At 68.4% G+C, this 18730-nt stretch carries 18 protein-coding genes; 4 read left to right on the plus strand and 14 right to left on the minus strand.

Annotation, left to right across the window (positions count from 1 at the left end; translation table 11 throughout):
- Positions 1-66: 66 nt before the first annotated feature.
- From tolB to CDO81_RS04795, 10 genes are all read right to left on the minus strand, one after another.
- Entirely contained in the window at positions 67-1380 is a 1314-nt protein-coding gene (gene tolB / locus CDO81_RS04750; RefSeq protein ID WP_088481960.1) for a Tol-Pal system beta propeller repeat protein TolB, read from the minus strand.
- 72 nt (positions 1381-1452) lie between these two features.
- A complete protein-coding gene (rng, locus tag CDO81_RS04755) occupies positions 1453-2937 on the minus strand; it encodes a ribonuclease G (RefSeq protein ID WP_088481961.1) in 1485 nt (494 codons plus the stop codon).
- A gap of 85 nt (positions 2938-3022) precedes the next feature.
- Complete coding sequence (locus tag CDO81_RS04760; protein ID WP_088481962.1) at positions 3023-3625, minus strand: Maf family protein; 603 nt, start codon at positions 3623-3625, stop codon at positions 3023-3025.
- The gene (gene rlmH, locus CDO81_RS04765) at positions 3622-4089 is read right to left on the minus strand and encodes a 23S rRNA (pseudouridine(1915)-N(3))-methyltransferase RlmH (protein ID WP_088481963.1); all 468 of its coding nucleotides are present in this window, start codon (positions 4087-4089) and stop codon (positions 3622-3624) included. The genes CDO81_RS04760 and rlmH overlap by 4 nt, the downstream gene beginning before the upstream one ends.
- Complete coding sequence (gene rsfS, locus CDO81_RS04770) at positions 4089-4811, minus strand: ribosome silencing factor (RefSeq protein ID WP_088481964.1); 723 nt, start codon at positions 4809-4811, stop codon at positions 4089-4091. Before rsfS ends, rlmH begins: the two co-directional genes overlap by 1 nt.
- A gap of 3 nt (positions 4812-4814) precedes the next feature.
- Entirely contained in the window at positions 4815-5405 is a 591-nt protein-coding gene (gene nadD, locus CDO81_RS04775) for a nicotinate-nucleotide adenylyltransferase (RefSeq protein WP_158218163.1), read from the minus strand.
- Entirely contained in the window at positions 5396-6331 is a 936-nt protein-coding gene (gene hemF / locus CDO81_RS04780; protein ID WP_088481966.1) for an oxygen-dependent coproporphyrinogen oxidase, read from the minus strand. The genes nadD and hemF overlap by 10 nt, the downstream gene beginning before the upstream one ends.
- Positions 6328-6969, minus strand: coding sequence for a 1-acyl-sn-glycerol-3-phosphate acyltransferase (locus CDO81_RS04785; RefSeq protein ID WP_088481967.1), 642 nt, complete (start codon positions 6967-6969; stop codon positions 6328-6330). Before CDO81_RS04785 ends, hemF begins: the two co-directional genes overlap by 4 nt.
- Positions 6966-8252 (minus strand): phosphoribosylamine--glycine ligase, encoded by a 1287-nt coding sequence (purD, locus tag CDO81_RS04790; protein WP_088481968.1) that lies wholly within the window; start codon positions 8250-8252, stop codon positions 6966-6968. The genes CDO81_RS04785 and purD overlap by 4 nt, the downstream gene beginning before the upstream one ends.
- The gene (locus CDO81_RS04795) at positions 8252-8974 is read right to left on the minus strand and encodes a YebC/PmpR family DNA-binding transcriptional regulator (RefSeq protein WP_088481969.1); all 723 of its coding nucleotides are present in this window, start codon (positions 8972-8974) and stop codon (positions 8252-8254) included. The genes purD and CDO81_RS04795 overlap by 1 nt, the downstream gene beginning before the upstream one ends.
- An 84-nt stretch (positions 8975-9058) precedes the next feature.
- On the opposite strand from CDO81_RS04795, the gene CDO81_RS04800 reads away from it, so the two are divergent.
- The 4 genes from CDO81_RS04800 (at position 9059) to CDO81_RS04815 (ending at position 15014) form a co-directional block, all read left to right on the plus strand.
- Positions 9059-10630 carry a helicase HerA-like C-terminal domain-containing protein gene (locus CDO81_RS04800; RefSeq protein ID WP_088481970.1) on the plus strand — a complete coding sequence of 524 codons (1572 nt, stop codon included), beginning with the start codon at positions 9059-9061 and terminating at the stop codon, positions 10628-10630.
- 74 nt (positions 10631-10704) lie between these two features.
- A complete protein-coding gene (locus CDO81_RS29080; RefSeq protein ID WP_088481971.1) occupies positions 10705-12264 on the plus strand; it encodes a methyl-accepting chemotaxis protein in 1560 nt (519 codons plus the stop codon).
- 101 nt (positions 12265-12365) lie between these two features.
- Positions 12366-13181 carry a hypothetical protein gene (locus CDO81_RS04810; protein ID WP_088481972.1) on the plus strand — a complete coding sequence of 272 codons (816 nt, stop codon included), beginning with the start codon at positions 12366-12368 and terminating at the stop codon, positions 13179-13181.
- Between the two features lie 63 nt (positions 13182-13244).
- Positions 13245-15014, plus strand: coding sequence for a glutamine--tRNA ligase/YqeY domain fusion protein (locus CDO81_RS04815; protein WP_088481973.1), 1770 nt, complete (start codon positions 13245-13247; stop codon positions 15012-15014).
- Positions 15015-15039: 25 nt separating this feature from the next.
- Here the strand turns inward: CDO81_RS04815 and CDO81_RS04820 are convergent, their stop codons facing one another.
- The 4 genes from CDO81_RS04820 to dbpA form a co-directional block, all read right to left on the minus strand.
- Complete coding sequence (locus tag CDO81_RS04820; RefSeq protein ID WP_158218164.1) at positions 15040-15822, minus strand: substrate-binding periplasmic protein; 783 nt, start codon at positions 15820-15822, stop codon at positions 15040-15042.
- Between the two features lie 121 nt (positions 15823-15943).
- Positions 15944-16168, minus strand: coding sequence for a hypothetical protein (locus CDO81_RS04825; RefSeq protein WP_088481975.1), 225 nt, complete (start codon positions 16166-16168; stop codon positions 15944-15946).
- 110 nt (positions 16169-16278) lie between these two features.
- Positions 16279-17160, minus strand: a complete 882-nt coding sequence (locus CDO81_RS04830; protein ID WP_088481976.1) for a hypothetical protein — start codon at positions 17158-17160, stop codon at positions 16279-16281.
- 97 nt (positions 17161-17257) lie between these two features.
- A complete protein-coding gene (gene dbpA, locus CDO81_RS04835) occupies positions 17258-18700 on the minus strand; it encodes an ATP-dependent RNA helicase DbpA (protein WP_088481977.1) in 1443 nt (480 codons plus the stop codon).
- Positions 18701-18730: the final 30 nt, after the last annotated feature.

Raw genomic sequence — 18730 nt, forward strand, 5'->3', positions numbered from 1 at the left:
TGGACTCACGTCACCATCGGCGGCGCGGGCGTTGCATTGTCCAACAACGTCCGCGCTGTCAAGTTACTAGCGTGTAAAAGGGCCCCAGGTCGGTTCGCGAACCTCAACCAGGGTTACCAGCAGCGGCGTCTTGAACTTGCCGTCGAGCGTGGTGGTCATCAGCACCTCCTTGCCGCCGGCGCGCGTCGCGTAGACGATCAGCCGGCCATTGGGCGAGAAGGCCGGGCTCTCGTCGTCGCTCGTCTCGCTGATCTGCTGGGACTGGCCGGTGCCCAGGTCCATGACCGACAGGCGGAAGGCACCGCCCATGCGCGTGATGTAGGCCATCGTGCGGCCGTCCGGGCTGATGGCCGGGCTGATGTTGTAGTTGCCGCTGAAGGTCACGCGCTCGGCCGCGCCGCCGCCAGCCGGCATGCGGTAGATCTGGGGGCCGCCGCCCCGGTCGCTGACGAAGTAGATCTTGCTGCCGTCAGGCGCGTAGCAGGCCTCGGTATCGATGGCGCCGCTTTGCGTCAGCCGGCGCAGGCCCGAGCCGTCACGGTTGATGACGAACAGCTGCGTGCCGCCCTCGCGCGACAGGCTCAGCGCCAGCTGGCTGCCGTCCGGCGACCATGCGGGCGCGCTGTTGGTGCCTTTGAAATCGGCCAGCACACGGCGCTGGCCGGTCTGCACGTCCTGGATGCGTACCGTGGCCTTGCGGCTTTCAAAGCTCACATAGGCCAGCTCGCGGCCGTTGGGCGCCCAGGCCGGCGAGATGATGGGCTCGGGGCTGGTCAGGGCCACCTTGGCACCTTCGCCGTCGGCATCGGCGACCACCAGGCTGTAGCGCGGGCCGGCCTTGGTGACGTAGGCCATGCGGGTGGCGAAGACGCCCTTCTCGCCCGTCAGCTTTTCGTAGATGGTGTCGGCGATGCGGTGAGCCGCCAGGCGGGCGTCGTCCGGGTGCACGGCCTGGGCCTGGCCCACCAGTTCGCTACCCTTGACGACATCCCAGAGCTTGAAGCGGATATCCAGCCGGCCATCGGCCAGTCGCGTGACAGAGCCCGCCGCCAGCGCGTCGGCCTGCCGCGCACGCCAGTCGGCCCAGACGGGGGTGCTGGTTTCGCTCAGCCCGGCCGGCGTGTCCACGCTGCGGAACAAGCCGCTGCGCTCCAGGTCGGCTCGCACGATGGCGGCGATGGGCTGCGTCGAGGCCTTGGCGTCGTCGCGGAAGTCGACGATGCCGACCGGGATGCGCGAGCCGCCCACGCCGGAGATGTCGATGCGCACCTGGGCCCAGGCCGGCGCAGCGCCCCAGGCCATCACGCCGGACAGGGCAGACAAGGTAACCAGGCGGCGACGTGAGACCGTCGCCAGGGGGAACGCAGTGGGTTCGAGCATGGCGCGGCATTTTGCCGCACGCAGCCGGTTTGTAACGTCAGACAAGGCCGCGTCGGCCGGGGCGCAGGCCCGTCAGAGCAGCACGATGTCGTAGTGCTCGGTCTGGTTGGTGGGCTCGGCCGTCAGTGAGATGGGCTTACCGATGAAGTCAGACAGCCCTGCGAGATGCGCGCTTTCCTCGTCGAGCAGCATCTCGACCACATTGGCCGCCGCGACCACGCGGAATTCTCGCGGCGAGAACTGACGTGCCTCACGCAGGATCTCGCGCAGGATGTCGTAGCAGACCGACCGCGCGGTCTTGACCTGCCCGCGGCCCTCGCAGGTCGGGCAGGGCTCGCAGAGCATGCGCGAAAGCGATTCGCGCGTGCGCTTGCGCGTCATCTCCACGAGGCCCAGTTGCGTGAAGCCGCCCACGGTCACCTTGGTGCGGTCCCGGCTCAACTGCTTCTTGAACTCGCTCAGCACGGCGGCCTTGTGCTCTTCCTTCGTCATGTCGATGAAGTCGACGATGATGATGCCGCCCAGGTTGCGCAGGCGCAGCTGACGGGCAATCGCGCCGGCCGCTTCGAGGTTGGTCTTGAAGATGGTCTCGTCGAAGTTCTTGGCGCCCACGAAGCCGCCGGTGTTGACGTCGATGGTCGTCATCGCCTCGGTCTGGTCGAACACCAGCGAGCCGCCCGACTTCAGTTCCACCTTGCGCGCCAGCGCGCGGGCGATCTCGGCATCGACATTGCAAAGATCGAAAATGGGCCGCTCGCCCCGGTAGTGCTCCAGCTTGGTGGTGGCAGCCGGCATGAAGGTCTCGCCGAACTGCCGAAGCACGTCGTACTGCATCCTGGAGTCGATGCGGATGGAGCCGGTGCGCTCGCTGGTCAGGTCGCGCAGCACGCGCTCCACCAGGCTCAGGTCCTGGTGCAGCAGGTTGGCGGGCGGGGTGGTGAGGGCCTTCTCGCGGATCTGGTGCCAGGTCTTGCGCAGGTAGGCGATGTCAGCGGCCAGTTCGTCGTCGGTCGCGTCTTCGGCATTGGTGCGCAGGATGAAGCCCCCGCCGCCGCCTTGTTCCTTGGTGCCGACCAGCGCCTGCATCCGCGCCCGCAGAGACTCGCGCGTCTCGGGCGAGCCGATCTTCTGGCTGATGCCGATGTGCTCATCCTGAGGCAAATAGACCAGCATGCGGCCCGCGATGCTGATCTGGCTCGACAGCCGCGCACCCTTGGTGCCGATCGGATCCTTGATGACCTGCACCGTCAGCGGCTGGCCTTCGAACACCAGGCGCTCGATGGGTGTGGGCGGCGTGTCGTGGCCGTGGTTGCGCCCGTGGCCAAACTGCGCAGCGGTGTGCAGGTCGGCCACGTGCAGAAAGGCGGCGCGCTCCAGACCGATGTCGATGAAGGCACTCTGCATGCCGGGCAGCACGCGCACCACCTTGCCGAGATAGACGTTGCCCACCAGGCCCCGCTCCAACGTGCGCTCGATGTGCAATTCCTGCACGGCGCCGTTCTCGACCACGGCCACTCGCGTCTCCTGCGGTGACCAGTTGATCAGGATGTCTTCCATCGCGAACCTTTGAATGCTGACGGTTGCGCACGGGCATGCGCGCAGGCGTCAGGACTCGAACCGGCGGGAGCGGCCCGCCCGCCACTCAGACGTTGACGCCAAATTTGGCCAACAGCGTCGCCGTCTCAAAGAGGGGCAACCCCATGATGCCCGAGTAGCTGCCTGAAATGTTCACGATCCAGGCAGCCGCCTGGCTCTGGATGGCATAAGCCCCTGCCTTTCCGAAGGGTTCACGGCTGGCGACGTAGCGGGCGATCTGCGCGGGCGACAGGGGCGCGAACTCCACCGTGGACACCTGCAACGCCTGCTCGTACCGCACGCCATCGGACACCGCGATCGCCGTGATCACGCGATGCTGCCGGCCCGACATCAACGTCAGCATGCGGGCTGCGTCGGCATCGTCGACCGGTTTACCGAGGATGAGTTGATCGACGGCCACGGTCGTGTCGGCACACAGGATGACGCCGGGCGCCACGCCACGCGCCGCGCGCCGGGCCACGGCAGCATCGAGCTTGGCCCGTGTGACGCGCGCGCAATAGACCTCCGGCACCTCACCCGGCTGCACGGCTTCCAGCGCCTCCGCGTCCTCGTCGTCGCCAGGCAGCAGCAGTTCAGGGTGCAGACCCAACTGCCCGAGCAACTGCAGGCGGCGCGGGCTCTGGGAGGCGAGGTAGAGCAAGGGCGTCATTCGCGGTGGTAGGGATGGCCGGTGGTGACGGTCCACGCCCGGTACAGGCCCTCGGCCAGCAGCACCCGGGCGAAGGCATGCGGCAGCGTCAGGTCAGACAGGCGCAGGGTCTCGTCAGCCGTGGCCTTGAGATCGGGATGCAGGCCGTCAGGCCCGCCGATGATGAGGGCGGCGTCGCGGCCTTCCCCCATCCAGAGCCTGAGCCGCTCGGCTAGCTGTACGGTCGTGCGACGTTCGCCGCGCTCGTCCAGGATGATGCGGCGCACCCCCTTCGGCAGGGCCGCCTCGATGCGCGCGGCCTCGGCCGCCATCAGCTGCTCGGCGGTCTTGCTGCCGCGCGTCTCCGCCTTGACCGCTTTCAGCTCCAGCCGGAGCTCGGGCGGAAAGCGCTTGGCAAAGTCGTCGTAAGCCGTGTCGGCCCAGGCCGGCTGGCGCTGGCCCACGGCAACGAGGAACAGCCGCATCAGCCCTTCTTGGCCGCGGTCTTCTTGGCAGCAGCCTTGGCCGGCGCAGCCTTGGCAGCGACCTTCTTGGCCGCCGTCTTCACCGGCGCGGACTTCTTTGCGGCCGGCTTGCCCGCAGGCTTGGCGGTCGTCTTCTTCGCAGCGGGCTTCGCAGCACCCACCTTGATCGTCTTGGCCACCGGCGTCTTGGCGCCCACCACGCGGCTCACGCCCTTCTTGGCGGGCGTGGCCTTCTTGGCGGCGGGGGCCGCCTTCTTGGCGGGTGCCTTGGCCGCAGGCTTGGTAGCGGTCTTGGCGACCGGCTTGGCGGGGGCCTTGCTCGTCGACTTCTTCGCCGGCGCCTCGTCTTCCGAGGCCTTGACCAGCTTCACCTCGCCGCTGCCGACCTTCAGCTTGACCGGCTTGCCGCCCCAGATTTCTTCGAGGCGGTAGTAGTCGCGGATGGCGGGCTGCATCACGTGCACGACGGCAGCGCCGCAGTCCACGATGATCCATTCACCGTTGTCCTCGCCCTCGGTCCGCATGACCTGCATGCCGCGACCCTTGACGGTCTCGCGCACGCTGGAGGCCAGGGCCTTGGTCTGCCGGTTGCTCGTGCCCGACGCCACGATGACGCGCTCGAACAGCGGCGACAGATGCTCCGTGTTGAACACGACGATGTTCTGGGCCTTCACGTCTTCAAGACCATCGACGATGGCGCGTTGCAGCTTGCGGATGTCCATGCTTTACTTTTTCTCGTAGAGGCGGTGCGAAGCAATATAGCTCGCGACCTCGGCGCCCACCATGGGGCTGATGTCCTGGCCCTGCGCAACGGCGTCGCGCACGGCGGTGGACGAAATCGGGAGTTCGGGCAGCGCCAGCACACGCAAGCGGTGCGGTGGCAGGCCCGGCGGGGTGACAACGGCTTCACCGCCGCGTGGCACGACGACCAGCGTGGCGAGCGAGACGACGGTCTCGACCTGGTACCAGGTCGGCAGCCGGGCATATTGATCCTGGCCGATGAGGAACATCAGTTCCGCCCCGGGATTCTCGCCGCTGAACTCGCGCAGCGTGTCAGCGGTGAAGCTGGGCCCACGGCGCTGCAATTCGCGCTCATCGAGCCGGAACTGCGGCTCCGAGGCAATCAGCCGCGCGACCATGGCCGCCCGGTGCGAACCGGCCGCCATGACCTGGTCGGGCTTCTGCCACTGGCGACCTGCGGGCAGCCAGACCAGTTGATCCGGGCCCAACGCCTGCTGCACGAATCGCGCGAAGGCCAGGTGACCCAGGTGCGGCGGATCGAAGCTGCCGCCAAACAGCGCCAGTCTCAAAGCCACAACCCCGTCGGCGTCTCGTTCACCCAGTCACGTGGCCGCAGGAAGTCGGTGTAGAGGCGCGCCTCAGGCGTGCCAGGTTCGGGCGCCCAGTCGTAGCGCCAGCTCACCTGGGGCGGCATGGACATCAGGATGGACTCCGTGCGCCCACCTGACTGCAAGCCAAACAAGGTGCCGCGGTCCCACACCAGGTTGAACTCGACGTAACGGCCGCGCCGGTAGGCCTGGAAGTCCCGCTCGCGCTCGCCATAGGCATAGCCCTGGCGACGCTCAACGATCGGCAGGTAGGCCGACAGGAAGGCATCGCCCACCGAACGGATCAGGCCGAAGCCTCGGTCAAAGCCGCCCTCGGCATAGTCGTCGAAGAAGATGCCGCCGACGCCACGCGGCTCGTTGCGATGCTTCAGGAAGAAGTACTCATCGCACCAGGCCTTGAACTTCGGGTGCAGGTCAGGCCCGTGCGGCGCCAGCGCGTCGCGGCAGACACGGTGGAAGTGCTGGGCGTCGCGCTCGTAGCCGTAATACGGCGTCAGGTCCATGCCTCCGCCGAACCACGTCACGGCCGGCGCATGCTCCGGCAGGGCGGCAAACATGCGCACGTTCATGTGCACCGTCGGCACGAAGGGGTTGTGCGGGTGGATGACCAGCGACACGCCCATGGCCTCGAAAGGCGCGCCGGCCAGCTCCGGGCGGTGCTGCGTGGCCGAAGGCGGCAGCACACGACCTTTCACGTGCGAGAAATTGACACCGCCGCGCTCGAACACCGCGCCGCCCTCGATGAGGCGAGACAGGCCGTCACCCTCCAGCCGGCCACCCGGCTCGCGGCTCCAGCCGTCACGCAGGAACGGGTTGCCATCGGCCGCTTCCAGCGCGGTCACGATGCGCTGTTGCAAGTCGAGCAGATAGTCGCGAACGGCTTGTGAATTCATGGGCGCGGACCTGGTGAAGTGGCACGGGGCTGGATGGGACTGGCCAGCGCGGGGCGCTTGCCAACCCGAGGGCCGAGGTAGGTGGCAAAGGCGGCGAAATCAGCCGAGATGTCACCGGTCAACTGCACGAAGCGGGTCAGCGACACGACCCGCTCACGGAAATCAAAGTAGCACAGGCCCACCGGCACACCCGCTTGCACCGCCACCTGGTAGGCCCCGGTGCGCCAGCCGGTGGTCAGCGACCGCGTGCCCTCGGGCGCCACGGCCAGCCAGAAGCGCTCGCCGCGTGCGGCGGCCGCCTGCATCTGCTGCACGGTGTCGCCCACCATGCCGTGCCGGCTGCTGCGATCCACCGCAACGCCGCCCAGATACCGCACCCAGCGGCCCAGCACCGGCACGCTGAACAGGCTGTCCTTGGCCCAGAAGCGCAACTGCAGGCCCAGCGCCCACTTGGCCAGCAGCCCGACGACGAAATCCCAGTTGGACGTGTGCGGGTACACCAGGATGACGCCCTGCTCTGCCGGCAATCCGGGCGAGTCCACCCGCCAACCAAACAGGCGCAACACCGCACGGGCCAGGCGGCTTTCACGGCCGTGGGGGTGCAGCGGCCCGGGCAGAACGGTGGGCGTGTGGCTCAACGCTTGATGGCCCGGTGGCCGATGTCGGAACGGTACTGGCGCCCGGCAAACTGGATGCCGGCCACCACGTCGTAGGCCCGCTGCGCCGCCGTGCGCACCGACTCACCGAGCGCCGTCACGCACAGCACGCGGCCGCCACTGGTCACCAGCTGGCCATCCGCCATGGCCGTGCCCGCGTGGAAGACCATGGCCTCGTCTTCATCATCCGGCAGGCCCGTGATCACATCGCCCTTGCGCGGCTGCAGCGGATAGCCCTCCGCCGCCAGCACCACGCCCAGCGCGACGCGCCTGTCCCACTGCAGCTCGACCTGGTCGAGCGTGCCGTCGGTGGCGTGCATCAGCAACTCGAACAGGTCACTCTTGAGCCGCATCATGATCGGCTGGGTCTCGGGGTCGCCCATGCGCGTGTTGAACTCGACGGTGCGCGGCTGGCCGTGCTCGTCGATCATCAGGCCGGCGTAGAGGAAGCCCGTGAAGGGATGACCATCCTTGGCCATGCCGGCGATGGTGGGCTGGATGATCTCGTGCATGACCTTGGCATGCACGTTCGGCGTCACGACCGGCGCGGGCGAGTAGGCGCCCATGCCGCCCGTGTTGGGGCCGGCATCGCCGTCCTGCAGGCGCTTGTGGTCCTGGCTGGTGGCCAGGGACACGACGTGCTTGCCGTCACACACGACGATGAAGCTCGCCTCCTCGCCGGCCAGGAAGTCCTCGATGACGACGCGCGCACCGCCGGCGTTGTGGGTCACGCCCAGCTTGTTGTCTTCCAGGATCCAGCGGATGGCTTCATGCGCTTCTTCCAGCGTCATGGCCACGACCACGCCCTTGCCGGCCGCCAGCCCGTCGGCCTTGATGACGATCGGCGCGCCGCGGCCGTCGACATAGGCGTGCGCGGCGGCCGCGTCGGAGAAGGTTTCGTAGGCCGCTGTCGGGATTCCGTGGCGCTTCATGAAGTCCTTGGCAAAGGCCTTGGAGCTTTCAAGCTGCGCGGCAGCCTGGGTCGGGCCGAAGATGCGCAGACCGCGTGCACGGAACTCGTCCACCACACCGGCCGCCAGGGCCGCCTCGGGGCCCACCACGGTCAGCGTGATCTTCTGGGCGATGGCGAACTCGGCCAGGGCCTTCACGTCGGTCACGCCGATGGGCACGGTCTGCAGACGCTCATCGCGCGCCGTGCCGCCATTCCCGGGCGCGACGAACACCTGGCTCACGCGCTCGGCCTGGGCCAGCTTCCAGGCCAGGGCGTGCTCACGGCCGCCGTTGCCCATGACTAGGACTCGCATCAGTTCAGCTCGGCGTTGTGGTAGACCGCCTGGACATCGTCCAGGTCTTCGATGACGTCCAGCAGCTTTTGCATGCGCTCGGCGTCTTCGCCGGTCAGCTCGATGGTGTTCTCGGCGCGCATGGTCACTTCCGCCAGTTCGGGCACGAGCCCCGCGGCCTCCAGGGCCGCCTTGACGACTTCATAGTCGGCCGGGGCGGTCAGCACCTCGATGGCCCCGTCGTCACCGGTGATGACGTCCTCAGCGCCCGCGTCCAGGGCCACTTCCATGACCTTGTCTTCGGAGGTGCCGGGCGCGAACAGGAACTGGCCGCAGTGCTTGAACTGGAATGCCACCGAGCCGTCGGTGCCCATGTTGCCGCCGTACTTGCTGAAGGCGTGGCGCACCTCGGCCACCGTGCGGACGCGGTTGTCCGTCATGGTGTCCAGCATGATGGCCGCGCCACCGATGCCATAGCCTTCGTAGCGGATTTCCTCGTAGGTCAGGCCATCGATGTTGCCGCTGGCCTTGTCGATGTTGTACTTGATACGGTCCGCCGGCATGTTGGCGGCCTTGGCCTTGTCCACCGCCAGGCGCAGGCGGGGGTTGTCCTTGATGTCAGGGCCGCCCTGGCGCGCGGCGACCGTGATCTCACGGATGATGCGAGTCCAGATCTTGCCGCGCTTCTCGTCCTGGCGACCTTTGCGATGCTGGATGTTGGCCCATTTGGAATGACCGGCCATAGGTTGGCTCCTGGGGGGCTGCGCTTGCGGCAGACCGTTTATCGTTGAGTAGCCTTTGATTTTAGAGGACGCCCTCGCACTGCCATGACCACCGACCCCATCCTGCTTGCCCGACATGCCCAGACCGAGTGCTTCCTGCTCCCCGCGCTGGCCAATCGCCATGGTCTCATTACCGGCGCCACTGGCACCGGCAAGACCATCAGCCTGCAGAAGCTGGCCGAGAGCTTCTCGAAGATCGGCGTGCCGGTCTTCATGGCCGACGTGAAGGGCGACCTGACCGGCATCAGCCAATCCGGCAACCCCAGCGACAAGCTCCTCGCCACGCTGAAAGACCGCGGCCTGGACGCGCCCGAGAAGGTTGCCTGCCCGACCACCTTGTGGGATGTCTTCGGCGAGCAGGGCCACCCGGTGCGGGCCACGGTGTCCGACATGGGGCCGCTGCTGCTGTCACGCATGCTGGCGCTCAACGAGACCCAGGCCGGCGTGCTGCAGATGGTGTTCAAGATCGCCGACGACAACGGCCTGCTGGTGCTGGACTTGAAGGACCTGCGCGCCATGCTCCAGTATGTGGGCGACAACGCGAGTCAGTTCACCACGCAGTACGGCAACGTCTCGGCGGCCAGCGTGGGCGCCATCCAGCGCGGCCTGCTGCAGATTGAAGCCCAGGGCGGCGACAAATTCTTCGGCGAGCCCATGCTCAACATCGCCGACTTCATGCAAACGGAAGCTGGGCTGGGCGTCATCAACGTGCTTGCGGCCGACAAGCTGATGAACGCGCCGCGCCTGTACGCCACCTTCCTGCTGTGGATGCTGTCGGAGCTGTTCGAGACCCTGCCCGAGGTGGGCGACCTCGACAAGCCCAAGCTGGTTTTCTTCTTCGACGAGGCCCACCTGCTCTTCAAGGACGCGCCTGACGCATTGGTCGAGCGGATCGAGTTGGTCGTGCGCCTGGTGCGCTCCAAGGGCGTAGGCGTCTATTTCGTGACCCAGAACCCGCTGGACATTCCCGACGCCGTGCTCGGCCAGCTGGGCAACCGGGTGCAGCACGCGCTGCGCGCCTTCACGCCACGCGACCAGAAGGCCGTCAAGAGCGCTGCCGAGACGATGCGCGCCAAACCGGGGCTGGACATCGCCACGGCCATCACCGAACTGGCCGTGGGCGAGGCGCTGGTCAGCCTGCTCGACGAAAAGGGCCGGCCGAGCGTCACCGAGCGGGTTTTCGTGCTGCCGCCGGGCAGCCAGATCGGCCCGATCACCCCGGCACAGCGCCAGCAGCTGATCGCCAATTCCCTGGTCGCGGGCGTCTATGAGAAGCAGCTCGACCGTGAATCCGCCTACGAAAAACTCACCGGCCAGGCGGCCGGGACCGCCAAGGCGCCGGCTCCGGCGGGTGGCGGCATGGCTGCAGAGGCAGGTCAGGTCTTCAAAGGCGGCAGCGCGCCGGCGCCGGCCCCTGCGGAGAGTGGCGGCGGGCTCATGGACGGCCTGAAGGACGTGCTCTTCGGCACCACCGGACCGCGGGGCGGCCGCCACCCGGGCCTGGCCGAGACAGCGGCCAAATCGGCCGTGCGCAGCATCGGCTCGGCCGTCGGCCGCGAAATCATTCGTGGCGTATTGGGCAGCATTCTGGGTGGAAGCAACAGCCGACGCCGCTAAACCGTCGACGCGCCCCCGCCGTTCATGCAGACTCCGTGAGCCCGCTCGACAGGGCAACACACGGGGGACAAGGCATGAATGCTCTGAAGCAATTGCGCATTGGTAGCCGTCTAGGGATCGCATTCACCGCAGTGCTGGCGCTGATGGTGATCGTCGCCGCGGTGGGGGTCGTCGGCATCTTCCGCGTCGCCGCCGGGCTGGAGACGGTCTACCGCGACCGCACCGTGCCCTTGGCGCAGCTGGGGGAGCTGAACAACCTGTCCACCCGCAATCGCCTCATCATCGTGGAGATGTTGCGCTCGCCCGGCTTTGATGAGATCAAGCGGCGCAGCGAGGAACTCTCGGGCAACATCAAGCGCGGCCAGACCGTGCTGGACGAGTACCTGAGCAGCAAGCTGACCGATACCGAGCGTGACCTGGCACAGCGCTTCGTCGCGGCCCGCAAGGCCTACATCGAGGAAGGCCTGCTGCCCGTCAGCACGGCGTTGTCCACCGGCGGCATGAGCACGGCGCTGCAGATCTACGAGGAAAAGACCCTGCCCCTGGGCACCAAGGCGCGCGACCTGGCAGACCAGTTGGTCAAGCTGCAGATCGACGAAGCCGCCGCCGAGTTCAAGCGCGCGGAAGGCACCCGGTCCATGGCCGTGGGCACCACCGTGGCGCTCACCGTCGCTGCGCTGCTGCTCGGCGGCGGGCTCGCCTTGCTGATCACGCGCTCGATCACCGAGCCCGTGCGCCGCGCCGTCGGCTTCGCGCAGGCGGTGGCCGGCGGCGACTTGACCGTGACCATCAACGCCGAAGGCCGCGACGAGATCGCCGCCCTGCTCTCGGCCCTGGGCGAGATGAACGAAGGCCTGGTCCGGATCGTGCAGCAGGTGCGCCACGGCGCCGACTCCATCCTGACCGGCGCGGGCGAGATTGCCAGCGGCAATGCCGACCTGTCGCAGCGCACCGAAGAGCAGGCCGCCAACCTGGAAGAAACGGCCGCCTCGATGGAACAGATGAATGCCACCGTGCGCCAGAACGCCGACACGGCGCAGACGGCCACGCAGCTGGCGCAATCGGCCAGCACGGTCGCCGTGCGGGGTGGCGAGGTGGTGCAGAAGGTCATCAGCACGATGGGCGACATCTCGGCCAGCTCGCGCAAGATCGCCGACATCATCGGCACCATCGACGGCATCGCCTTCCAGACCAACATCCTCGCGCTCAACGCTGCGGTGGAAGCCGCCCGTGCCGGTGAACAAGGCCGGGGCTTCGCGGTCGTGGCGGGCGAGGTGCGGGCCCTGGCCCAGCGCAGCGCACAGGCGGCCCGCGAGATCAAGGGCCTGATCGGCCAGAGCGTGGATGACGTCGAAGCCGGCTCGCGCCTCGTGGGCGAGGCCGGCAGCACCATGACCGAAATCGTCAGCCAGGTGAAGCGCGTGGCCGACCTCATCGGTGAGATGGGTTCCGCCACTCAGGAGCAGACCACCGGCATCGGCCAGGTCAGCGAGGCGGTGGCACAGCTGGACCGCGTCACCCAGCAGAACGCGGCGCTGGTCGAGGAAGCGGCAGCCGCCGCCGACAGCCTGCGCGGCCAGGCCCAGCGCATGAACGAAGTCGTGGGCGTATTCAAGCTCGGCCGCGAGCACTGACGAGCGCCGGCCCGGGTCCGCGAAATCAGACACCGCTGACGGACAACCGCGGCGCAAGCGCCGTACAAGCGCTTTCCAGCAACGGTTTTCGGGAGGTTCGCATGGAGGACGCAACCCTGTGGTGGCACGCGCTGTGCGCGATCGCCGGCGCCAACCTGGTCGCGTGGACGGTCTCCACCGCGTGCCTGCACCGCAACCGGCCTGACGGCACGACCTGGCCCCACCAGCGGCTGCAACTGCTGTTGTCGGCGCTGTACGTGCTGGGCTGCGGCTACCGGTCGTTCCTGCCGGTGTTCGACGTGCCGCGGGTGGTCATGGTCGACTCCTTTGCGTCCAGCGTGTTGGTGGGGCGTACCGTGGCCACGCTGGCCGAGCTCAGTTTTGCCGCGCAGTGGGCGCTCCTGCTGCGCGCCTGCGCCCTCACCCACCACCGCCGGCCGGTGCTGTGGCTGGCGCATGCGGTGCTGCCGCTCATCGTGATCGCCGAGGTCAACTCCTGGTACGCGGTGCTGACCACGCGCAACATCGGCCACGTGGTGGAGGAGTCTCTCTGGGGGACCGTGGCCGTGATCAGCGTGCTGGGCATGGCGCTGCTGTGGCGCGACGTGTCGGCCCGCGCGCGGCGCTGGCTGGCGCTGGCCATCGTCGCCGGGAGCCTCTATGCCGCCTACATGTTCGCGGTGGATGTGCCGATGTACTGGGCCCGCTGGCAGGCCGACCAGGCGGCCGGGCGCCTGTACCCGACGCTTGCCGCCGGCCTGGCGGATGCCGGCAGCCGCTGGCAGGTGTCGCACGATTGGGCGCACTGGCACAGCGAGGTGGTGTGGATGACGCTGTACTTCAGCGTGGCGGTCTGGATCAGCATCGGCCTGGCCCATGTGCGGCTGCCGCTGCGGGGGCACCCGCCGGCTCCGTAAAATCGCGCCACTCCTGCCGGGCCGGGTCTCCCCCGCCCGGTCCTCCGCTTCCAACAGCCCCCGATGAGCCACAACTCCCCTGCCGCGGCGCCGGCCACCAATTTCCTGCGTCAGCGCATCGAGCACGACCTCGAGACCGGCGCCTTCGCCGGCCGCCACTTCGCCGGCACGCCGGGCGATGCGGCCCACCATGCTGCCGCACCGCTGGACGAGGCCCGCATCCGCACCCGCTTCCCGCCCGAGCCGAACGGTTATCTGCACATTGGCCACGCCAAGAGCATCTGCCTGAACTTTGGCCTGGCCCGCGACTACGGCGGCGCCTGCCACCTGCGCTTCGACGACACCAACCCCGAGAAGGAGGAGCTGGAATACGTCAACGCCATCAAGGAGATGGTGCAATGGCTGGGCTGGAGCTGGGGTGACAACCTCTACGAGGCCAGCAGTTACTTCGACTTCATGTACGCCGCGGCCGAAGCGCTTGTGAACGCGGGCCTGGCCTATGTGGACGAGCAGTCGGCCGAAGAGATGCGCGTGAACCGCGGCGACTTCGGCAAGCCGGGCGTGAACAGCCCCTTCCGCGACCGCAGCCCGGCCGAGAACTTGGCACGCCTGCGCGAGATGCGCGATGGCAAGCACGCCGACGGCGCCATGGTGCTGCGGGCCAAGATCGACATGGCCTCGCCCAACATCAACCTGCGCGACCCGACGCTCTACCGCATCAAGCATGCCGAGCATCACGCCACGGGCAACAAGTGGTGCATCTACCCGATGTACACCTTCGCGCACCCGATCGAAGACGCGCTGGAACGCATCACCCACAGCATCTGCACGCTGGAGTTCGAAGACCAGCGCCCGTTCTACGACTGGCTGCTCAACCACCTCGCCGACCTCGGCCTGCTGGCCCGGCCGCTGCCGCAGCAGATCGAGTTTGGCCGCCTGAACCTGAACTATGTCGTCACCAGCAAGCGCAAGCTGCGCCAGCTGGTGGAAGAGAAGCATGTCAGCGGCTGGGACGACCCCCGCATGCCCACCCTCGTGGGCCTGCGTCGTCGTGGCTTCACGCCGGCCAGCCTGCGCGCCATGGTGGAGGCCACCGGCGCGAGCAAGCAGAACGCCTGGATCGACGACACCGTGCTCGACCAGGCCCTGCGTGCCGACCTCGAACCGCAGGCCCCCCGCGCCTTCGCGGTGCTGCAGCCGCTCAAGCTCAAGCTGACGAACTTCGCCGAGGTCTTCGGCAGCCTGAGCCACCGCGAGCCCTGCGAGGTGGCTGCTCATCCGCACAAGCCGGAGCTGGGCCTGCGCCAGTTCTCACTCGGCCCCGAGCTGTGGATCGAAGCGGAGGACTTCATGGAAGTGCCGGTGAAGGGCTACTTCCGCCTCTTCCCCGGCAACAAGGTGCGCTTGAAGGCGGGTTATGTCATCGAATGCACCGGCGCCGAGAAGGACGCCAACGGCGAGGTGACGGCGGTGCTCGCCACCGTGGTGCCCGACACCAAGAGCGGCACGCCAGGCGCCGACAGCGTCAAGGTCAAGGGCGTCATCGGCTGGGTGGGCGTGCACGAGGCCGTGGCGGCCGAGGTGCGGCTGTACGAACGCCTGTTTGCCGAACCGCAGCCGGATGCGGGTGGGCGGGACTTCATCGAGTTCCTGAACCCGAACTCGCTGCGCGTGGTGCAGGCCTTTGTGGAGCCGTCGCTCGCCCATGCGCCGGCCGACGCGCGCTGGCAGTTCGAGCGTCATGGCTACTTCGTGACGGACCGCATCGACCACCGCGCCGACAAGCCGGTGTTCAACAAGATCACGGGCCTGAAGGACAGCTTCGCCAAGTAGGCGGCGCCTCGCGACCCATGCCGCCTCAGGCCGGCATGCGGTCGTCGCCGAAGGCCTCCAGCGCACGCTCGTAGAGGCGATGGATGGCGCCTTCGCGCTGCAGGGCCTCGACGGCCTGGCTCAGCCGCTCGATCAGCGCGGGCGTCGCCCGGCTACGTGACAGATGCAGCCAGAAGGTCTGCCGCTCGACCACCACCGGCGGCGCCAAGGCCTGCATGCGCAGGCCCAGCCCGCGCGCCGCGCCGAACAGGCCGAGATTGCTGCCGTAGGCGGCGTCCACCCGCCGCCCCATGAGCATCTGGATGGCGTGCTCGTTGTTGTTCACCGCCTGCAATTGCAGCCCAGGCAATTGCGACAGGCGCTCGGGCACCGGGAAGCTGCGCGCGACCGACAGCGTGCGGTGAGACAGCTCCTCCAGCCGCTGCACAGGCGCCTCGCGCCGGCTCACCACGACCGTGGGCAACTGCAGTACCGGCGCCACCTGGTGGGCAACCTGCCGGAGCTCGTCATTGGTGAAGCGCAGCACCATGTCGGCGGTGCCGTTCTGCAAGCTCAGCACCGTGCGGGCATAGGGCACCACATGGTTCTCGGCCGCCAGGCCCGCGCGCTGGACGATGAGCATGCCGATGTCATACATCAGCCCGCTCGGCCCCTGCGGCCCCAGGCGACCGAAAGGCTCGGACTGGATGGTCTCGATGCGCAGTGGTGTTTCGGCAGCAAGGGCCTTCAGGGGCAGGCAGGCGAAGAACCCGGCGCCGCACAGCCGGCGCCGCCACGGTGAAGGCGGGCGCGGGGACGATGAGGCCAATGAGGCCAATGGGGCCGATGACGCAGCCTCACCGCAGTCTCCGGTCGTTCTTTGCATGCAAGGATTCGAGCACGGCCCGAACGCCCCGTGCTTGACATGTGACAAGCGCGCAACGCCGGCCTCAGACGCGGGCGGAAGTACTGCGCAGCACGACCGGGCTGGCATAGTCCCGGCCCACCACGGCGCGCGCGAAGAGGTAGTTCTGCCGCGCTCGCTCGCTGAGCGCGTCCAGCCGCACGCCGCCGTGCGCATCACACGGAAAGGCCAGCGCGCGCCCGGCATGGAACAGGGATTCGAACCGCAGTTCGTAGTCGTCGCAGGCCGGGGTGGCGGAGCGTGAGTTCATGGGGCACCTCTTCGTGCCACCACAGTAGGCGCCGCCAGCGGCCATCACCCGGGAAAAGTTCGCGCCGCAGGCAGCGTCCCCCGGGCTTGGGCGGGGTGGCCGCCAAGATGTCACGGCCGGCGCAGCAGGTCGATGTGAAAGGGCCTGTCGTTCATCTCGACCACCGCGGGCGTGGGCACGCTCAGTGTCATCAGCCGGCGCTGGGGCAGGTTCAGCAGCGCGAGCGAGGTCTGCAGATGCTGGCGCAGCAGCGCCTGCAGCGATCCATCCGCGAACGCCATGCGCAAGCCGCGGCCCACGCGGTCGATGACCGCCTCGTTGCCGGGATGCGTGTAGAGGTACTGCGGCAGGTCGTAGGCCAGCAGCAGGCTGTCGTCCAGCGCCAGGCCTTTCAGCCCGGCGTGGGCACGGACCTCCTCGCCCACCTCCAGCACGCTGCGGCAGAACATGTCGGCGCGGCCCAGGGCGATCATCTGGAACAGGGCTTCGTAGGTGGCGATCTCCGACACCGTGAAGCCGTTAGCCCGCAAGATGTCCGCATCGGCCCAGCCGCGTCCCTGCACATGCCGCAAGCGGGCCACTGCACTCAGCGTCGTGGCCTCGCGCACCAGGGCGCGGCGCTCGGCGTTCACGAAGCACACCCGGAAGCGGTTCACACCGAGGTGGATGGGAAAGAGCACCGGCACCAGGCCTGCGGCACGGCCGGCGTCCGGGCCGGTCGCAACGAGGAAATTGGGCACCGACTGCTGCGCGGCCTCCAGCAGGGCGCGCCGCTTGTTCATCGGCGGCGAAACCCGCAGGCGGTAGCCGCCGTCGGTCGCGCGGGTCTTGTCCAGCGCCAGCTGCACGGCATCGCGGATGTAGGCGTTGCGAAGGTCCGTCTCGCTGTCCGGCGCGCGCAGCGTGATGATGAGCTCCTGCGCATGGACCGGCGAGGCCGCACCTGCGAGCAGGGCGGCCCCGGCCTGGACGAGGTGGCGGCGATGGAGCATCAGGCAAGCACGTAGCAGGCGCGAAGGCGCAGCTCAATGTAGTGCGCCGACCCGGGCGCCGCCAGGGTAAGACTTCACCGGAAACGGGCGCGGTGGTCTAACGGCCCGTGTTATCGCCGGCCTCCACCAGATCGGCCAGCCGGCGCACCTTCACCTTGCGCCCCTTGAGCTTGCCCAGCGACAGGCGGCGCACCGCCTCCTGGGCAATGCTGCGCTGCACGGCCACGTAGCTGTGGAAGTCGGTCACGTTGATCTTGCCCACCTGGGCCGCGGTGAACCCGGCCTCGCCGGTCAAGGCGCCGAGGATGTCGCCCGGGCGGATCTTCTCCTTGCGCCCGCCGAGGATCTGCAGGGTGTCCATGGCCGGCAGCAACGGCCCGCCAGGCGCGTCCTGCAGGCCGGCGAGGGGCTGCCAGGTGAACGGGGCGCCCTGCAGTTGCTCGATGCGGCCCACGCGCCCCATTTCGTCCAGGCTCGCCAGGCTCAAGGCCAGGCCCTCGGCGCCGGCCCGGCCGGTGCGGCCGATGCGGTGCACGTGTTGCTCGACGTCGGCACTGATGTCCACGTTGATCACGCAGGCCAGGTTGGCGATGTCCAGGCCCCGCGCGGCCACGTCGGTCGCCACCAGCACCGAGGCGCTGCGGTTGGCAAACTGGATCAGCACCTGGTCGCGGTCGCGCTGCTCCAGGTCGCCATGCAGGGCCAGGGCCACGATGCCCTGCGCGGCCAGCACCGCCTGCAGGTCACGGCATTGCTGCTTGGTGTTGCAGAAGGCGATGGTGGATTCGGGGCGGAAGGCGCGCAGCAGCCGCGGCACGGCGTCGAGCCGCTCCAGCTCGGTCACCTCGAACGCGATCTGGCGGATGCTGGAGGCTGCCGCACTCGTGGCGCCGGCCACCTTCACCGTCTGCGGTGCGCGCATGAACTTCGCCGCGATCTCGGTCACGCCCTCAGGGAAAGTGGCCGAGAACAGCAGGGTCTGGCGTGCCGCCGGCGCACGTCGGGCGATCTGGCGGATGTCTTCCACGAACCCCATGTCGAGCATGCGGTCGGCCTCGTCCAGCACCAGCGTGTTCAGCGCCGACAAGTCGAGGCTGCCACGCTCCAGGTGGTCCAGCAGCCGCCCCGGCGTGCCCACGGCGATGTGCGCGCCGAACGACAGGCTCTCCATCTGCGGCCGCATCGGGCTGCCGCCGCACAGGCTGAGCACCTTGATGTTGTCGGCCGCACGGGCCAGGCGGCGGATCTCCTGGGTCACCTGATCGGCCAGCTCGCGTGTCGGGCACAGCACCAGCGCCTGCACGCGAGCCTGGTTGGCATCCAGCCGGTGCAGCAGCGCCAGCGCGAAGGCCGCCGTCTTGCCCGAGCCGGTGCGGGCCTCGCCGATGACGTCCTGCCCGCCCAGCGCCAGCGGCAGGCTCGCGGCCTGGATGGGCGTCATCTGGAGATAGCCGAGCTGCTCGAGGTTGGCGAGCATCGCCGGGCTCAGCGGCAGGCGGGAGAAGGCGAGTTCGGGGGCGGAGGCGGGAGCTTGGGTCATGCCGCATTGTCCAGGGTGTGAATTCCTGCG

It is taken from the genome of Roseateles puraquae, from assembly GCF_002205845.1.
Classification (GTDB): domain Bacteria; phylum Pseudomonadota; class Gammaproteobacteria; order Burkholderiales; family Burkholderiaceae_C; genus Pelomonas; species Pelomonas puraquae.